At 53.9% G+C, this 16,691-nt stretch carries 11 protein-coding genes; 4 read left to right on the forward strand and 7 right to left on the reverse strand.

Annotated elements, in window-relative coordinates:
• Position 1: 1 nt before the first annotated feature.
• The 6 genes from C3Y92_RS08655 to C3Y92_RS08680 form a co-directional block, all read right to left on the reverse strand.
• Positions 2–2,275 carry a hypothetical protein gene (locus tag C3Y92_RS08655; RefSeq protein ID WP_129351686.1) on the reverse strand — a complete coding sequence of 758 codons (2,274 nt, stop codon included), beginning with the start codon at positions 2,273–2,275 and terminating at the stop codon, positions 2–4.
• Between the two features lie 209 nt (positions 2,276–2,484).
• Positions 2,485–3,177 (reverse strand): M48 family metallopeptidase, encoded by a 693-nt coding sequence (locus C3Y92_RS08660; protein WP_129351688.1) that lies wholly within the window; start codon positions 3,175–3,177, stop codon positions 2,485–2,487.
• Positions 3,177–6,401, reverse strand: coding sequence for a type I restriction endonuclease subunit R (locus C3Y92_RS08665; RefSeq protein WP_129351690.1), 3,225 nt, complete (start codon positions 6,399–6,401; stop codon positions 3,177–3,179). The genes C3Y92_RS08660 and C3Y92_RS08665 overlap by 1 nt, the downstream gene beginning before the upstream one ends.
• A gap of 39 nt (positions 6,402–6,440) precedes the next feature.
• The gene (locus C3Y92_RS08670; RefSeq protein WP_129351692.1) at positions 6,441–7,316 is read right to left on the reverse strand and encodes a GIY-YIG nuclease family protein; all 876 of its coding nucleotides are present in this window, start codon (positions 7,314–7,316) and stop codon (positions 6,441–6,443) included.
• On the reverse strand, positions 7,306–8,556 hold the full coding sequence (locus C3Y92_RS08675) for a restriction endonuclease subunit S (protein WP_129351694.1): 1,251 nt from the start codon (positions 8,554–8,556) through the stop codon (positions 7,306–7,308). The genes C3Y92_RS08670 and C3Y92_RS08675 overlap by 11 nt, the downstream gene beginning before the upstream one ends.
• On the reverse strand, positions 8,549–11,203 hold the full coding sequence (locus C3Y92_RS08680) for a type I restriction-modification system subunit M (RefSeq protein ID WP_129351696.1): 2,655 nt from the start codon (positions 11,201–11,203) through the stop codon (positions 8,549–8,551). Before C3Y92_RS08680 ends, C3Y92_RS08675 begins: the two co-directional genes overlap by 8 nt.
• Positions 11,204–12,182: 979 nt before the next feature.
• Here C3Y92_RS08680 and C3Y92_RS08685 point away from each other — a divergent pair.
• The 3 genes from C3Y92_RS08685 to C3Y92_RS08695 all read left to right on the forward strand — a co-directional run bounded on the left by C3Y92_RS08685 (position 12,183) and on the right by C3Y92_RS08695 (position 15,131).
• Positions 12,183–12,623 (forward strand): hypothetical protein, encoded by a 441-nt coding sequence (locus C3Y92_RS08685; protein ID WP_129351698.1) that lies wholly within the window; start codon positions 12,183–12,185, stop codon positions 12,621–12,623.
• A gap of 2 nt (positions 12,624–12,625) precedes the next feature.
• Positions 12,626–13,645, forward strand: a complete 1,020-nt coding sequence (locus C3Y92_RS08690) for a hypothetical protein (RefSeq protein WP_129351700.1) — start codon at positions 12,626–12,628, stop codon at positions 13,643–13,645.
• Positions 13,646–13,859: 214 nt separating this feature from the next.
• Complete coding sequence (locus C3Y92_RS08695) at positions 13,860–15,131, forward strand: hypothetical protein (RefSeq protein ID WP_129351702.1); 1,272 nt, start codon at positions 13,860–13,862, stop codon at positions 15,129–15,131.
• Between the two features lie 164 nt (positions 15,132–15,295).
• Here the strand turns inward: C3Y92_RS08695 and C3Y92_RS08700 are convergent, their stop codons facing one another.
• Positions 15,296–15,586: a DUF6915 family protein gene (locus C3Y92_RS08700; protein WP_129351704.1), complete on the reverse strand. Its 291-nt coding sequence runs from the start codon at positions 15,584–15,586 to the stop codon at positions 15,296–15,298.
• Positions 15,587–15,710: 124 nt separating this feature from the next.
• Between C3Y92_RS08700 and C3Y92_RS08705 the strand changes: the two genes are divergently transcribed.
• Entirely contained in the window at positions 15,711–16,691 is a 981-nt protein-coding gene (locus tag C3Y92_RS08705; protein ID WP_129351706.1) for a helix-turn-helix transcriptional regulator, read from the forward strand.

A 16,691-nucleotide genomic window follows, 5' to 3' on the forward strand; every position in this document is an offset into this window, starting at 1 on the left:
ACTATCTGCTTTTCATTGCGACCAAAGTATTTTCAAAAATTTCGTTAAGTTCTTCTATAGCTTCGGAAAAACGTTCGACAGCCCTCCCGATATGCGTGTCGATACTTTGCACATATTGGTTCAACTTGGCAGCATTACTGTCCATTGCGGACAGCATGTCTCGCAATACGATGGCCAGACTTGCATCAACTCCCTGGAAACGCCCTACATGTTGCTGCCAGGAGTTCTCCAAACTGTGGGATGCCTGCTGGATGGCCGTTTGCGCGGCGGAAGCGGTCCGGCCCATGGCTGTGGCTCCATCGACCAAGCTGCGCAGCGATTGTTCCATGCCGCGCACACTGGCAGCCAAGGCGTTTTGGGTGGACACTATGGGGCTGGAGGCAGCTCCGATACTGCCGGCAGCCGCTTCCAGCGCCTTGGCCGCAACCTGGGAACTGCTGGCTGCTTCGCGAACATTGCGCCCGTGGAGGTTCAAGGCCTGATCCACCTCCGTCAGCGAGGTCGAAAGCTTTAGGACGTGGGTTCCCATGTTCCCCAGCGAGTCATTGAGTGAGGCAAGGACCGTAGTGGTCCCATCGGTCAACCGGGCGGCGGCAGCCTGTCCCTGGGCCGCAACCTCCTCTCCGACCTTGGCCAGGGCGACGCTCATGTTTTCCCGGGCTGTGGTGCTGACCTGCAGCAGACGCTCCATGGACTGCTGGTTGGTTTGGGCCACGCGGGCTGATTCGTCGCGCATCTCCTGCAAGACGCTGGCGATTGATTCGCTCATGGACTGGGCGTTGCGAGCGGTTTGATCCCCGGTTTCTGCGGCGGTGCGGCGCATGGTCTCGGCCATGTCTTCGACAGCCTTGCCCAGAACGGCCACGGCCTGAGCGCTTTGGCCGGTCACTGAACCAGCCGCACCATCCATGGCCTCGCGCATTTGGGTCAAGGCCTGAGCCATCTCGTCGCCGATGCCCCGCAGACGTTCCTGGAGCACAGCCTGGGTTTGGCTGACGTCATGAGCCACATGCTGACTGATGCCTCGGGTGGCCTCGGCCAGACCGGCCACGCCTTCGTGCAATTCGCGAGCAGCCGCTTCCAACGTTGCGGCAAAAGCCCCGCCGCCACTGTCCAGCGAATCTTTCATCTGGGCCAGGGAATGGGTCAGGGTTTCCAGAGTATTTGCCATGGTGGTCAGTTCAGCTCCGGCCTGCTGATCAACGACTTGATTCAATCGGCTGGCCAGGACGTTGAGGGTCTCCTCTTGCATAACCTTGATGTTTTCCCCGATAGAACGCCCGATAGTCTGTTCCATGGCTCCAATATTCTGGCCAACTTGGTCCAAACCTTGACGGACAGGATCCACCGCTTCAATCATCGCTCGGGACATCGCAGCTGAGGTCGTAGAGAAACCTTCGCATAGTTCTCGGTGTACCGGAGTAACGGCCTCTTGCATGGCTGTTGCTACAGCTCCTGACATGCGGATCAATCCTTCGCTTATGTCGGTATTAAACTTTTTGATCTGAGTGGTCGTTTCTCTGGCCTCGTGGAGTTGTTCGTAAAGGAGTTGCTCCGGGCTCTGAATAGGAAGTAATCGCTCAAGCTGTTTTCGAAATGATCGAAGTGCGCCTTCAAGCTCTCGACGAAACCATTTTTCCGCATAGCTAACCGTCAGCGAGGCAAGTAGCCCAAATATTGAAGTGTAGAATTTAAAGGTGGCTGCATGCAAGAGGTCCTTGAGCGCACCTTGCATGGCGTCCTGTCCCTGTCCGCTGTTTGCGGTGGCCGCCTGGATTGCCTGGCTGGCCGAACTTAGAGCGGCTACCAGTCCGAGAAATGTGAAGAGTAGGCCGATGCCGACGAATAGGCCAGACCATTTTGCCAGTCGGCGAAGTTGCACTACCCCCTCAAAACGCTCCACCGAGAAGTAGGTAGCCGGGGAGATCGTTAAAAAGAGCCTCCCGCCATCTTTCTGAACCAGGGTCTGGGCAAACTTGGACCAAGTCTCCTCAAGGGTTGGGCATTTGGCCGTCAGTGTGGACAGGAAATTTTGGTACTGCACTCCTGCTAAGCCAGTATCCGGCATAGCCGCAAGATTTTTATTGCAAGTCTTTACTTGCCGCATCAGCGGACGCCATGTCCACCACCCACGGGTGATGACGAAACACATTCCCGCAACGATTATCAAGGAAAGAGACTCTGGTACGCCTTTGATGCGCAGCAACCCCAGTAGTGGTGACATAATTAGCGTCAGCGGGTAACTTAACCACGAGAGTAATTCAGTATAGTCCATCGGAATAGTCCATTCAATACGTGAGAGATTGATCGACAGGCGAGTTTCCCTGTGGCCATTGTCTCAGATTTAAGGGATATTTATACTTTATCTGAGGATATAACGTCAATTTGTTTATTATGGAAAGCTATTTATTGCAAATCATATGCTTTTAGTGTGCAATTTCGCTTTGTAGTACCTCTTGAGGAGTTGAGAAACTATCGGGTTTGCTAGATCTCCATCATCGCCCCGTTATCCCTCAGCCAATCCCTGCGTTCCCGATAGTCGGGCAATATCCTGTCGACTGAGCTCCAGAAATCTGCCGTATGCCTGGGATGTATCAGGTGGGCGAGTTCGTGGACCACGATGTAGTCGAGGACTTTGAGCGGAGCCATCATGCATTTCCAGTGGAAATTGAGCACGGCGTCAGTCGAGCATGAGGCCCAGCGATGGCCGAGTTCCATGACTCGTACGGCCTTGGATATAACGCCGAGCTTGGGTTCATAGAACGCCGTTCGCTGGCCGATGCGGTCCCGGCCTTTGGTGCGGTAAAATTCCTTGAACGCTTCGGCGGGATCAGGGGCCGGCTTGCCTGCTGCGGGGCGGCGCAGCAGGAACCGGCCGTCTTTGAGCAGGAGGGGCTCCTTTTGCTCGTCCACCCAACGCAGGCGGTAGGAGCGGCCGAGGTAGAGGAAGCCTTCACCGTTGACGAACTCGCGATTCACCCGGGCGGCGTTGCGCTCGCGCCAATCGGCCAGGCCTCGGTAAATCCACAGGCGTTTGGCTTCCAGGATTTCCTCGATTTTTTCCTGGGAGAGGGACTCGGGGACAATGAGCGAGACGGAGCCGTCGCGTTCAATATGGAGGCTGGCGGTTTTGCGGTTGCTGCGGGTCAGCGAATACTCGATGTCTTTGTAGCGCATTATTTGACGAGATCCCGGTGCCGGGCCTTGGCCAGCTCCACGATGTCTGCGACGAGCTTTTCGCTGGCGTCGATGATCTCACCGATGCCCGTAAAGAGCATCAGGTCGGAAAGTCGGCCCTTGAGCGCGCTTATGTCGGAGGGGCGCGACCAGAAATTGATGATGTTGATGGTTTGTTGCAAGGCTTCGACGATGTCGGCCACAAGCTGTTTGACGGTCTGGGCATGGGCCTTGGGCACGCCATCTCTGCCAAAGGCAATCATGCCGATAAGTTCGTAAAAAGGCGCTTCCTGGGGCTTGATGCCGTCATCAGGCTCTGGGCGACCATTTTTCGCTTCCAGGCGGATTTCCAGCATGCCCTGGCACAGTTTATCCCAGTCCTCTTTGTGCTTCTGGATCAGGGCTTCGAGCTTTTCGCTTAAGCGCGCGTAGAAGGCCGGGTCTTCCCCGAAATGGATTTTGCAGTGTTTGCGGATGGCGTGTTCCATCTCGCTGGCCTTGGCTTTGTCGCTTACGTGCTTTTCGACCTGCTCGATGAAGCGCGGGGACATGAGCTCGACGGGCGGAATTTTGGGGTCGATGCCGAGGCTTATCAGATGCTCGTTGATGAGCTTTTTGACCTTCTCGCCGGCTCCGGCGATGTCGATGGAATCGTCCTTGTACCGCTCCCTAACCATGGCCAGCAGGTAGCCGAAACGTTTGGCCGGAATCTTGTACGGATTGGCGGCGGCGTGGGGCAGGACGATGTCCAGGCTTTGCAGAAACTTTTGCAGATAGACCTCGAAGTCGGCCCGCAGCTTGATGTCGCGGAGCATCTCCACGGCCTGCTCGACGATCTCCAGCGAGGCGGCGCGCTCGGTGATCTCCTGGGTGACGAAGGCTTCCATGTCCTCCACGCCGTTGCCGGCGAAGAACTGGATGAGGCGGCGGTAGCGGCTTTCGAGGATGGGGATTTCCGAGGAAATGTCTTGCAGCGCCCCGGCCGCGTCGTCGTAGTCTTCGCCGGCATAGATGGACAGGGCTTTGCGCAGATGGTTGGCGAGGCCGATGTAATCGACGATGTAGCCGCGCTGCTTGCCTTTCTTGACCCGGTTTACCCGGGCGATGGTCTGGAGCAGGTTGTGATCCTTGATTTTCTTGTCGATGTACATGACCTGTTCGATGGGAGCGTCGAAGCCGGTGAGCAGGCGGTCGCAGACGATGAGGAAGGCGATGCCAGTATGCGGTTCTTTGGAATCAATGGCCCGCTTGAAATTCTGGATGGCGTTGCGTTCCTTGGCCGATTTGACGGCGTGGAGCACGTCGGCGCGCTCGTTGACGCCGTCTATGGACAGGATGACGGCCGTTTTCAGAAAGGCGATGGCGGCGATGCGTTCCGAGTCCGGCTGCGGTTTGGCCGTTTCCGCCTCTAGAGCGGCGGCCAGGGCCTTGTCGATGGCCCGCTGGTATCGCACGGCGGCGAGCTTGGAGCTGGTGACGACTTGGGCCTTGAAGCCGTTGGGCAGGATGTTGTCGATATAATGCCGGACCAGATCGACGGCGATGGCGTCGATGCGTTTTTCGGCTTCGAGCAGATCGCCTGTTGTGCCGTATTTTTTCTTTATGGCCAGGATTTCCTCGTCGGTGCGCTCCTTGAAGAGATCCTCGAATTTCTGATCGAACTCGTGCCGCTCGTTGATGGCCGTCTCGGCCGTTTTGCCTTCGTAGAGAATCTGGACCGTGGCCCCGTCTTTCACGGCGTCTTCGAGCTTGTATTTGTCGATGTAGTCCCCGAAGCGGCGGATGGTCGGTTCCCGGCTTGCGCCGCTTAAAAGCGGGGTGCCGGTGAAGGCGATGCGGGTGGCATTGGGGAAGGCCTCGAAAAGGTTGTCGGCCATGTCGCCGGACTGGCTGCGGTGGGCTTCGTCCACCATGATGAGCACGCGCTCGGAGGCGTTGACCAGCCCGAAGGCCTCGAAAACCGGCGGCGTATCCAGGGCCTGGGACAGGTAGCCGGGCATGTGGCGGTGGCCGTTTTCCTGGAACTTGTGGACCATGACCATGTTGAGATTGGAAGCGGTGGAGGCGAGCTTGTGCTTGAGGGCAGCCGTGGATTGGATGGTGGTCACGGTCTCGCCGGTGAGCGTGGCGGTCTTGCCGAGTTGTTCTTCCAGGTCGATGCGGTCGTTGACGAGCAGGATCTTGTAGTCCTTGAGATCGTCGCAGCGGCGCATTTTGCGTATGGCAAAGACCATGGTCAGGGATTTGCCCGAGCCTTGGGTGTGCCAGACCACGCCCGAGCGTTCGCGCGGGGTCCGGCCCTGGCGCAGGCGTTCGATCATCTTTTGAACGGCCCGGTATTGCTGGTAGCGGCCGACCACTTTGATGGTGCGGCTGTCGGTGTCCATGAAGACGGCGAAGCTGCGCACGATGTCGAGAAGCGTGGCCGGAGCGAGCATCCCGGCAACGAGGATTTCCTGTTCGCGGGCGTGGCCGTCCGGTTGGCAGGGAATGGGGCGGCCGTCGGGGACGTAGCGCCAGGCGAAATAGTGTTCGTCCGAGGAGGTGATGGTCCCGAAGTCGGCCTTTTCGCCGCAGGTGCGGATCATAAGCTGGTTGGCGTGAAACAGGCGCGGTTCGCCTTCGCGCAGGCCGGCCGCCGCTGTTTCCTCGCGCTGTTCGCTGTAGCGGCGCAGTTGGCGGTAGGCCTCATACATGGAGTCGGCGGCGTTGGCGTCGGCCTCCTTGCACTCGATGACGACCAGCGGCAGGCCGTTTACGAACAGGACGACGTCCGGCAGGATGAACTGTTTGACGCCGCCCGGCGTGTCGAGGCGAAACTGGTTGATGGCCAGGAAGTGGTTTTTCTCCGGGGCCTCGAAGTTGATGATGTGCACTTCTGGCGAGGCTTCGTCGGTCAGCTCGTTGCAATCGACGGTGGCCTTGTTCAGTAGCCGCAAGACTTCCCGATTGGCTTCGACGAGGCTTTTGCCGGGATGGTTGGTCAGTTCTTCGTGGAGATCGTCGAGTTGCTTGTCGGTCAGCCACTCCCGGCCGTCGGGCAGGGCGTTGGCGGCGCGCACGCTTTGCCGGAAGACGTCCTTGAGGGTGACCTCGCGGAAGGAGGCGCGGCAGGATTTGGCGGGATCGGACGGTATCTCGGCAAAGCCCTGGTCGATGACCTCCCAGCCCAGCCCAGTCAACTGATCGAGGAGGGGCTTTTCGACGTTGCGGTATTCGGGCATGGCGGCTCGCTTGTCCGTCACATCGACGCAGCAAGCGGCCTAGGGCGTCGCCTCCTGGTTCGCTTCAGACGTTTGCAGTTCCTTCAGCGTCTTCCCGCTCTTGTCCTTCCACTTTGTCCGCCCATTGGTATTGCGACCAAGGACAATGCTGGCCGCTAGGCTCGGAGAATTAAAAACATAATCTTGCGAGAAGGCATATGTGTCGTTCTGTTTAATTAGAACTTCCTGTCTTATCAAGTCATTTCTTAAATTGGCGGTGCCATCTGGGTACGAGGGGACAGTCTGCTTTTTTGCTTGAGAGCCTTTTCGTACTACAAAACCTCGGCTGCTTTCATACCCTTGAGCTTCTATGTCCGTACCTTTCAGAAAAAGCATGGTCTTGCCGCGCGCCGTGGCGGCCCGTGCCTCGAACACCGACAGGCCGAGCAGTGGGAAGATGCCGAGCATGTCGGCCAGGAAGCTTTCGGTGTCGGCCAGCTCGGCCTCGGCCAGGGTGGGCGGCTGGGGCGTTTGCACATTGTCGAGGTTGGCCTGCTTGGCCGCCTTGGCCAGCTCCACCAGCCGGCATTCCAGGTGTTTGACGTGCGCCTTGTTGAGGCTGCCGTCGGCGGCGGTGAAGAATACGGCCCAGGTCCAGAAATCTTTGCCTGCGTAATGGCTGTCCAGGCGCGGCTTTATGGGGTCGCCCTCGCCGATGTAGACGGTGGGCAGGCTGCTGTCCTCGGACGGACCGACCAGGATGTAGACGCCGGTCTTGGTGATTTCCGGCCGTTTGGCCGCTTCCTGGTAGGCGGTGCGGTTAAAGACCACGCCTGTGCCGGTCCAGTTGGATTTGCCGATGACGCGCAGCCCGTCCGGGTCGCCGTGCGGCAGAAAGATTTTGATGGAGTAGGGCCGGCTGGCGCTAGGGGGCATGGTGTGGCTCCTGGGTGGTGGAGGGGTCTGCGGTGGGGACGCGGACGCGGCCGGAGAGGAGGTCTTGCATGAGGCCGGATTTAAGTACTTGCAGTTTATCCTTAGTCTGTCTGGTATTCTGGATTTTTGACTCAACTGTGTCGAGCCGCAATGAAATACGCATCTGTTCTTCGCGAGTTGGTCGCGCAAATGGGAATTTTGCAAATCGGTCCGCGCCTAAGTGGGCCACTGATGTTGTTTGTCTGGCGATAGTCATGAATAATTCAGTGTCTAGCCAATTTTTGAACACCAACCAGCAGAACCTATGGTCGTTTTCTGGGAAGGCCCTAAATCGAATAAGTGTATTTTGAAAACAATATCTATTAGGTTCTCCTTCGTAAATTGCACTTCTTCCGACAAGCTCCAGGCTCTGTCCTTCATTTAGAAATATATCTCCGGGAAGTACATTGTAGGTTAACTTCTCTTCTGGAGTAAAGTCCATCGCTAAAATATCTGAATAGTCTATCCAGCCATCGAATACATTTGCGACACGAAGGTATGGAGTGGTGTGTTTTCCAGTAGTATGCTTGGGGGATCGCTGTCGACCTAATCGCACAGAACCAATCTCATGGACTTGTTTAACCTCCCACTCCTTCGGAATCCACCCCAACTCCGATTCCTTATACAGCTCCGGCGCTTCCTCGCGCGGCGGCCGCAAATGGCCGTTTGCATCCACGCCCCGCGTAAACAGGTCGTGCATCATGCCCTGCTTGATGGACTGATACTTGGCAATGGCGGCTTCGGTTTGTTCGATGAGGTTGTCGACGGTTGATAGAATGTTCGCGATATCGCTCTGGATTTTTTTGTCAGCTGGAATCGAGAAAGGAAAGTCTTTTAAGTGTTTTAAATGTCTGTCGTAGCCATAGTTTCCAATTGATGATGCTGCTTGGCATACTTTGTAATATAAAAATTTTGGATGGATTTTATCGTTTGATTTTATGAGTTGTGTGCCGTCGGCTCCAGCTGCAAATGGAAAGTCTATGTATTTTACTTGTCGAGTGTGGTCTCCAAATATTATTGCAGGTAAAATATTAGTATGTGCATGCTGTATGTTGTCGGTGTATCCGGCAATTTTACTTGAACTTTGGTCAATGATGGGGATTGTTCCAATTGGCAAGTATTCAGTTGATTTAACTTGTTTTGATTTGTCATTGCATACAGTGATAAAGTCGCATAGTTTTCCTTCCAGTGTATCACTCATATCCCAACTCCACCAAAAAACGATCCAGCTTGGCCGCTTCGGCGTCGCGTTGCGCCAATATCGTCTTGAGCGTTACCGCGTACTTGCTCCATAGATTTTCAACGGCCGCAACACACCCACGCAGGTACTGCTTCAAATACCCGTCATACTGCTCGACGAGCAGCGACCGGAACCGCTCCAGGATCAGCCGTTTGGCCTCGGCCTCGTCGATGGCTTCGCGGGCCTTGGCCACCAGTTCGTCCATGCGCTTTTCCGACTGTTTGACGCCGGCCTTGAGGTTGCGCAGTTCCTCGGCCAGGGCGGCATGGCGTTCGAGGCGGGCGTTGATTTGCTCCCTGGTCGAAAGCGCAGCGGCCGCTTGTTGGCGCAGCGCCTCAAGCTGGCCGAGGGTTTCGGCCGGCTTGTCGCGCACCCCGGAATACACCGAAACAATACGCTCAAGCGTGGATAAATCCACGGAGCGTATCGCCAAGCCTTCCTTGAAGTAGCCCTTGGGCTGCCCCTTGGCGAGCCGCCCCCTGGCCTTGGCGTCGGCATACAGCTCGTCGATGACGCCTTTGAGGTTGGTCAGACAGTCCTTGAGTTCCTGGCCGGCCTCCTGGCGTTCGCCCTGAAGCGACTTGACCACTTCCGACGGCAAAACGCCGGATTCCTCGTCCGGTTCGGCATCTTCCTCGTCGGCGGCGGCGAAAAGCGCCTCAAGCTCGGCGATGCGCGCCTTGTCCTGCTCAATGCCCTCCAATACGTCGGGAAACTGCGAGAGAAGGATGTCCTCGTCCGGGATAAGCTCTGGTCCCCAACCGCTGGCGGCCACGGATTTGAAGTCCGGCGTAAGCTCGGTCATGTAGTTGGCAAAGGCCCCGCGCACTTGCTGCAGCGTCAGGATGCCCTGGGGCACGAGCGCGGCGGCGATGTCGTCGAGCAGGGCGCGGCGCAGTGCGAAGAGGTTCATTTTCTCCGGCAAAGCCTCGATCTGCGGCAGCGCGGCCTGCCACCAATCCTGCAGCGCGTCGTGGAAGGCCATATGCTTGCCCACCACGCCGGGCGAGGCTTCGATGCGCGCCTTGATGCCGTCGCGGCCGCCGTTTTCGGTGATGGCCGGGGCGAAGTCGAGGTATTTGTCGTCGCGGGCAACAAACAACAGTTCGGACAGGCCTGGATAATTGGCAAAGTAGGGGGCAAGCGTCGCGACCTCGGCCCGGGGTACGCCGCCGTGCAGATGCGCCCGTACGTCATGGGGCTCGGGTGGCGGCGAATTGTCCACATAGCGCCGGATGTTGAGGTTATAGTCCTCGGCGGCCAGCTCGGCATACGGCACTTCGCGGGAATACTTCGGGACTGTGAGCCGGTTGCGGTAGACGTGGGTGATCCATTCCACGTCCTCGGGCCGCAGCGCGTTCTGGTTCTTGCCTTCCTTGAAGTCGCGGTCGGCGTTGATAAAAAGGGCGCTCGTGCGGGCGTGGGCGTCCTTGCGGTTCATGACCAGCACGCAGGCCGGAATGCCGGTGCCGTAGAACAGTCCCGGCGGCAGGCCGATGACCGCCTCCAGGATGCCGTCGCGGAGGAAATGCTTGCGGGCGGCCTTTTCCTCGCCGCCGCGAAACAGCACGCCATGGGGCATGACCACGGCCATTTTGCCGTGGGAGGTCAGCGAGGCCACCATGTGCTGCACGAACATGAGGTCCGCCTTCTTGCCGCTCTCGGGCATGAAGGTGTGGAACCTCTCGGGGAGCTGCATGGTCTTTTTGACGTAGTTCTGGGAGAAGGGCGGATTGGCGATGACCCGGTCGAAACGGCGCAGCTCGCCGTTCGGGTCGAAATGCTGCGGCGCGGCCAGGGTGTCGCCCTGGCGGATGTCGAAGGAATTGATGCCGTGCAGCAGCATGTTCATCTTGCAGATGGCCCAGGTGCCGCCGTTGTCCTCCTGGCCGGCCAGATAGAGGTCGCGCGGGTCGCCGCCGGATTCCTGCACATACTGCCAGGACTGGATGAGCATGCCGCCCGAGCCGACGGTGGGGTCGTAGACGGCCATGCCCTCGCCGGGTTCGATGATCTGCACAAGCAGCCGCACCACCTCGGCCGGGGTGTAGAACTCGCCGCCTTTCTTGCCGGCGCTGTCGGCGAAATACTTGATGAGGTATTCATAGGCCGCGCCAAGCAGATCCGGGAACTCGAAGTCCTCGTTGCGCAGCGGAATCTCGTCGAAATGCTGGATGAACTGGACGAGGGTCTCATCGTCCATGGTCTTCTGGCCGATCTTGCGATTGAAATTGATGCCCTTGAGCACATCCTGCAACTTGTCGGGATTGGCGTCCTCAATGGCCTCCAGGGCTTTGTTGAGGCCCGATCCGACGCTGGTTTTCAAATGGCGCAAGGCTTCCCACCGTGCTGCAGCAGGAACGAAGAAGTCGAATTTGTCTGGATTCTCCAGCTGTCTGGCAATAAGGTCGGGCGTAAGTCCCTTGGCGACGTATTCGGCTTTGTGGCGCGCTTTGTCAGCGTCAAATTGATCGCTTAACCGCTTGAGGAACAGCATCCCGAAGATGTATTCCTTGTATTCGGAGGCATCCATCTTGCCGCGCAGGATATCGCAGGCGGTAAACAGCAGACGTTCGAGGCGGGCGAGAGTGAGTTTTTGAGGCGACATGGGCAGCGGCAATCCTTGATAACGTCGTTCGAGGCGCAAGAAACGGGCATCATCCCATTGAAAACAAAGGATTGCTTATAACAGGGCGGAGCTGCTGGCAAGCATATCCCCCAGAGAGATTTGCTGATGGCCGAATGATGATCACTAGGTCGGCATTGCAAAAAACATTGGATTTCAGGGTTACTTTTGGTTATTAACACAATAATCCCATTTGATTGAATTTTTGTGTGCTTCGATGGAATCGCTTGTAGGGAGATATCTCGCTCGGGCTCTAGCCGTTGAGGCGATTACCGGGGTCACTGTCCGGGGTTTGGTAGCGGTTGTAGCCGATACGGGGGCGATGATAAATTTGAACTTTTATTTACAGCTAGTGATGAAGATGAGTTTTTTTCTTGGGTGTTGAGTTTTGGTCAGTTTGCTGAAATTGTATCACTAATTCCAACAGTTAAACCACCGCCTCTGGCGGTGTGACCCGAATCGGTTCGACCGTTCCGGGAATCTGGCCTTCGGTAATCAATCCAACAAGTGATTCATAATGGCAGGATATCGGAAGTTTCTTATTCTTGAGTCGTTAGCCCCCTTCGAGGGGGCATCGTCATACCAACGGCTATGCCGGTGGTCGCGGATTGACTTGTGTAATGAGTTTGTAGGTAAAATCAAAACAATCTCACTTATATAATTTTGATATTTTTCAATAGTTAGTGCAATTTTTGACGCTAGGTTTGATTTGATGGAAAAATACCAATTTATATGTCAAAGATGTGGAGGTTGTTGTTCGCAACTGACTCTGTTTGGAGGATTGTATGATGACCTCGATAGAGGAGATGGTGTCTGTTTGTATTACAATATGCGGTTAAAGTCTTGTAATATTTACAATAATAGGCCTATGAAGTGTCAGGTTGAGAGGCAATTTGTTGATTTCGCTAGTGAAATGAGTTTCGAGTCTTATGTTGAACTGTGCAAAAAAGGATGTTCTTTTTTGCAAAATAAACAGATCCTGTCCGATAGATGGGGTAAACCAGTGGAGGCGAGTGTGTTTATTCAAAATCTTTCCGCTGAGCAGCAATCTGTTTTTTTGCATCTTATTCATGAAATTGCTTCTGTAGATGGTGTTGTTGCTTTGGAAGAGCAGCACATGATGGATATTTTTCAGTCACAAATGCCTGGAATTGTCCCTATAAAGTGTTCACATGAAGAATTATCGAAGGTTTTTAACTCAAAACGTGTGCGCGTATCGGCGTTTCTTGAGATCGCTGCCATTGCACAAGCTGAAAGTGGGATAAATATCGAAGAAAGACAGTATCTTGACAGTTTGGCTGCCGCTTTTGATTTGAAGGATTTCGAAGTAGATGACATGATCTCATGGGTGGTTCGTCAATTTAATCTCATAAGCGAAGCTCAAGCTTTTATGGAGGATTAATCATGCCACTGCCCCTTATTCCCATTGTCTTGGGTGGAATAGCTCTGCTTTCTGGTGGTTACGGCGTCAAAAAGGGTTTCGACGCTAAAGAAGATTATGATCGAGCTGATGTGCTTAACAACGAGGCAACTACTATTTACGACGACGCGTGTGAGAAGCTTAAAGTTGCGCGTGATGGAGCTAAATATGCTTTAAAAAATTTGGGCGAAACAAAGTTTCAAGTTTATAAAAACAGCATCATTCCGTTTGTTGAGTTTTTTTCAAAGATTAAGGCTATCGATTTTCAGGATAAAATGATTGCTGACGAGTTGAAGGAGATGGCCATATCGAGTGACGATTTACGGGAAATCACCAGAGTTGCATTAAAAATGCAGGAGGTTGTCGGAGGTGGCATAGCTGCTTTAGGCGCAGGTGGTCTAGCAGGGTTGGCGGCTTACGGTGGTGTCGGTACATTAGCCACGGCAAGCACTGGAACTGCTATCGCTTCTTTGGGTGGAGTCGCTGCGACCAATGCCACTCTAGCTTGGCTTGGTGGTGGCGCGCTCAGCGCTGGGGGACTGGGCGTAGCAGGCGGAACGGCTGTTCTCGGAGGTATAGTGGCCGGTCCCGTCCTTGCTATTGGTGGGATGATGCTCGCTGCTAAGGCAGAGGAGGCTAAACACAATGCCTACGCTAACCGGGACAAAGCGCGTATGGCTGCGCAGCAGATGAAGACAGCTGAGGTTGCTACCAACGGAATACAGAAGCGCTTGGCAGAAATTGACCAACTATTGCTGAAATTGGATCGGATTTTTCAGCCCTTGCTGGGTGGGCTTCGATGGCTAGTTGCCTCTGGACGTTGCGACTATAGCGAGTACTCTCTTCCGGATAGGAAAGGAGTGATGATGGCAGCCCTTCTAGCTAAGACGCTAAAAGTTGTTTTGGAAACACCAATCTTAGACAAAGACGGTGCACTGACCAGTGCATCCAGAAGAGTTCTTGCTGATACTGATCGAGAAATCAATAAAATTAATCAGATGTAAGTCGCAGGTAGAGCTCAAAATGTCAGACCTAGACCAAATAGTCGACAAGGTTTCTATAGACCGGAAACTACTTGAGTATGCCTCGACTATCGTTTCCGATCATAGGACACAGCACTTGACGGAACACACTAGGCGCATCTTCGCTGATTCTGACCGCCTCATGGATCTGGCGTCAAAATGGCAGAACTGCGCTGAAGTCCTCACTCAAGGACGCATGTTCGAGCAACTTGAGGTTATCAAATATAATCTCGACAGTCTAGGCAAGGGAGCTACCACCCATGCCGTTACTACTGACGCCCTCGGAGATCCGCATGCCTTGGAAGATATCCTAATCCGCAAGGGCAAGAAGGTGTTACGAGAGGTTCAAGCCAAATCGTGTGACAACGCTGCTCAAAGTGTTTTTGCCCTTTCTGACCCCAAATATAAGGAGATGGACCGGCTTTTACCTAAAGACCAGCACGTGAAAGCAGAAGATCTGCTTGATCAGCGCCTTGGTAAAGGTACTTTGAAGTCCGAGGACTATGCCCAAACTAAGCGGCACCTCAAGGGCGAGCTTAGTCACGGCGACGTCTCCTCTGGTGGCACCACTCGTCAGGAAGCCTTGGACGCGACAAAGATTGAAACTGCCACCGATATGGCTTCGGACTTCAAGCGTAAAGGAGTCCTGGGCGACATGCACCACTCAGGGATGGAGGCCGCCAGGATTAGTGGCTCGGTGGCTGGTGGCGTTTCGGCCGTTGGTGGTCTATTCAGGATCGCGCGTGGGGAAGCCACCGTTGGGGAAACATTGGCCAAAGTTACTATGGACGCAGCTTCTGGCGCGGTCGTGGGCTACGTCACCACCGCCGCGAGCAAGGGATTTCTTCATGGAGCGGGCAAGTGTCTGAGCGAGTGCAGCGTAAATGTCATAGCTAAGTCGAACGCTCATATTGCCATAGCAACTGGGTTTGTCCAGTCATGCAAGTCGGTGGCGTCTTATTTAAAAGGTGATATTGACGAGGAAGTAATGCTTTCAGAAATTAGCCATGTCGCGATTACTGGTGCGACAGCTTTTTATTACGGAGCATTAGGGCAGGTTGTAATACCTATTCCAGTTGTTGGTGCTTTAGTCGGCTCTACAGTAGGGTATTATATTGGTAATATGCTACACCAATCCGGCTTAGTCAGTCTTGGAGAGTGTGCGAAAGTCAAGACAGCCCGAGTGAGGCGGGAAAGAATTCATGATATGACTTTAACGGCAATTCCCCTCATGCGGGCTAAAAGGCTCGAACTTGAACAACTCATTAATAATAATATTGCCGAGAGAAAGGCGATCTTGCTCTCTTCCATGGACACTCTAGAAGCATCGGTGCTGCAGTGGGATCCTTTGCGATTTATACACGGTTTGGAGAATATATGCCAGATTTTCTCTACACACCTGCCCTTTATGAATTTTGAGGAATTTGACTCCTTTATGCAGGACAGCGACTCCGTCTTTATTCTTTAATATTGATACGATACAGTTCGCAGCCAGCTTGCGCTCGTGCTCATGCGAGTAAAAAGGTTTGGATTGGCCCAGTGTTTTGGGAAAACTATCTTTGGCGAACTGCTGGTCTGATTCTATGGTACTGGTCTTAAGAATTATATTCTTAAAACATCATTCTTTTAGTATTACCATAGTCCAAGATCTACAAAGTGGGCCTCGTCACAAGGGAAGGGATCTCCGTCTCTCCAGCCTTCCATCCGCAAGTCCATCAGTATGTGAATACGGGCTGCCTTGGCAGCTTCCAGGCCGAATAATCTCTCCACTTCACGGATGCCTGCTTCATGGTGACGGAGTCGGCGGTGGCGTGTTCCATAAGGGGGGACGAGGAAGAACTCGTCGAGCCATTTATGGACGGCTTCGTACCGTTTTCCTAAAATATTTTGAGTTTCCTGGCAGTGCTGCTCGAAACTTGCCATTGAATCGTCCTCCGCTTGGAGAATCCGAGGTGTTCCGAGGAGATATTAATTGACAGGCATTCCAGTTTTCGGAATCCTGTTTTTTACATTTGACGGAAGATGTTTCTTCTTCTGGAGGTGAAAAATGCCGGCCGAGGAGTCTACCCCGTCTGAAAAGACAATTTCTCTCTTTGTTCTTTTATTGTTTACAGGGGAATCTTATTCTCTGACGAAACTTAGTGAAAAGTTTAATTGCTCCAAAAGCACTATTCTTCGGAGGATTGAAGCTATTGAGAGATGGGCTGGTGAATGTTTAGTTCGTCAAAAAATTGGTAATGAAATAAAATTTAAACTGAATACCCCCAAGCGCCCGCTAGTCTTTCTCAGTCCAGATCAAATCCGCCATCTGATAATGTGCAGGGATATGGTCTCTCATCTCATGCCAGAATCTATTAAAGACGAGATTGGTAATACTATTAACACTGCGGCATCATTAGTTGAAGACTTAAGCCAACGTGCTCAAAGTTTTGAGACCATTTGCAGGTCAGAAGTCAAAGGAAGAATTGATTATTCTCCATTTGGTGGCGTAATTCTTGAATTGGAATCAGCCATACGTGATCATAGCGTCTGTCTACTCAAATATCAGGCTGTAGCAAAAGATGAACCACGAGAACACATGTTCGTTCCCGTTACTCTCTCTTCTTATCGTGAGTCTATTTATGCGTGTGGTGTAAAATTGAACAGTCAACGTCCACATGACGAAGTCGGACCAATGGTCCTCGCGGTCCATCGCATCAAGGAGTTGGCCAGGACGCCACTTACGCGGGAGGTTTCCTACCCAGCTGAAATGGATAACTACTTCGGGATCATTAAGCATGAGCCCATTCGTATCAAGGTTCTTTTCGACACCTTCGCGGCTACCTATGTTCGGGAACGCGAATGGAGCACTGATCAATGCATAACGCCTCAAGACAACGGGGACATTGTCCTTGAATTTACGGCTGCCAATGAAGAGGAAGTTGTCTCCTGGGCACTCAGTTTCGGGAAACGTGCGACGGTCCTTGAACCGAAACAGGTTCGGGAGAGGATCAAGAGCGAACTGAGCGTCATGATCAACGCCTATTGA

Source organism: Solidesulfovibrio carbinolicus (assembly GCF_004135975.1).
In the GTDB taxonomy this organism is placed as follows: Bacteria; Desulfobacterota; Desulfovibrionia; order Desulfovibrionales; family Desulfovibrionaceae; genus Solidesulfovibrio; species Solidesulfovibrio carbinolicus.

What these genes read in the sequence shown, in the direction of transcription:
- C3Y92_RS08655 (WP_129351686.1), bottom strand. Translation starts at nt 2,275, where the DNA reads ATGGACTATACTGAATTACTCTCGTGGTTAAGTTACCCGCTGACGCTA.
- C3Y92_RS08660 (WP_129351688.1), bottom strand. Translation starts at nt 3,177, where the DNA reads ATGCGCTACAAAGACATCGAGTATTCGCTGACCCGCAGCAACCGCAAA.
- C3Y92_RS08665 (WP_129351690.1), bottom strand. Translation starts at nt 6,401, where the DNA reads ATGCCCGAATACCGCAACGTCGAAAAGCCCCTCCTCGATCAGTTGACT.
- C3Y92_RS08670 (WP_129351692.1), bottom strand. Translation starts at nt 7,316, where the DNA reads ATGCCCCCTAGCGCCAGCCGGCCCTACTCCATCAAAATCTTTCTGCCG.
- C3Y92_RS08675 (WP_129351694.1), bottom strand. Translation starts at nt 8,556, where the DNA reads ATGAGTGATACACTGGAAGGAAAACTATGCGACTTTATCACTGTATGC.
- C3Y92_RS08680 (WP_129351696.1), bottom strand. Translation starts at nt 11,203, where the DNA reads ATGTCGCCTCAAAAACTCACTCTCGCCCGCCTCGAACGTCTGCTGTTT.
- C3Y92_RS08690 (WP_129351700.1), top strand. Translation starts at nt 12,626, where the DNA reads ATGCCACTGCCCCTTATTCCCATTGTCTTGGGTGGAATAGCTCTGCTT.
- C3Y92_RS08695 (WP_129351702.1), top strand. Translation starts at nt 13,860, where the DNA reads ATGTTCGAGCAACTTGAGGTTATCAAATATAATCTCGACAGTCTAGGC.
- C3Y92_RS08700 (WP_129351704.1), bottom strand. Translation starts at nt 15,586, where the DNA reads ATGGCAAGTTTCGAGCAGCACTGCCAGGAAACTCAAAATATTTTAGGA.
- C3Y92_RS08705 (WP_129351706.1), top strand. Translation starts at nt 15,711, where the DNA reads ATGCCGGCCGAGGAGTCTACCCCGTCTGAAAAGACAATTTCTCTCTTT.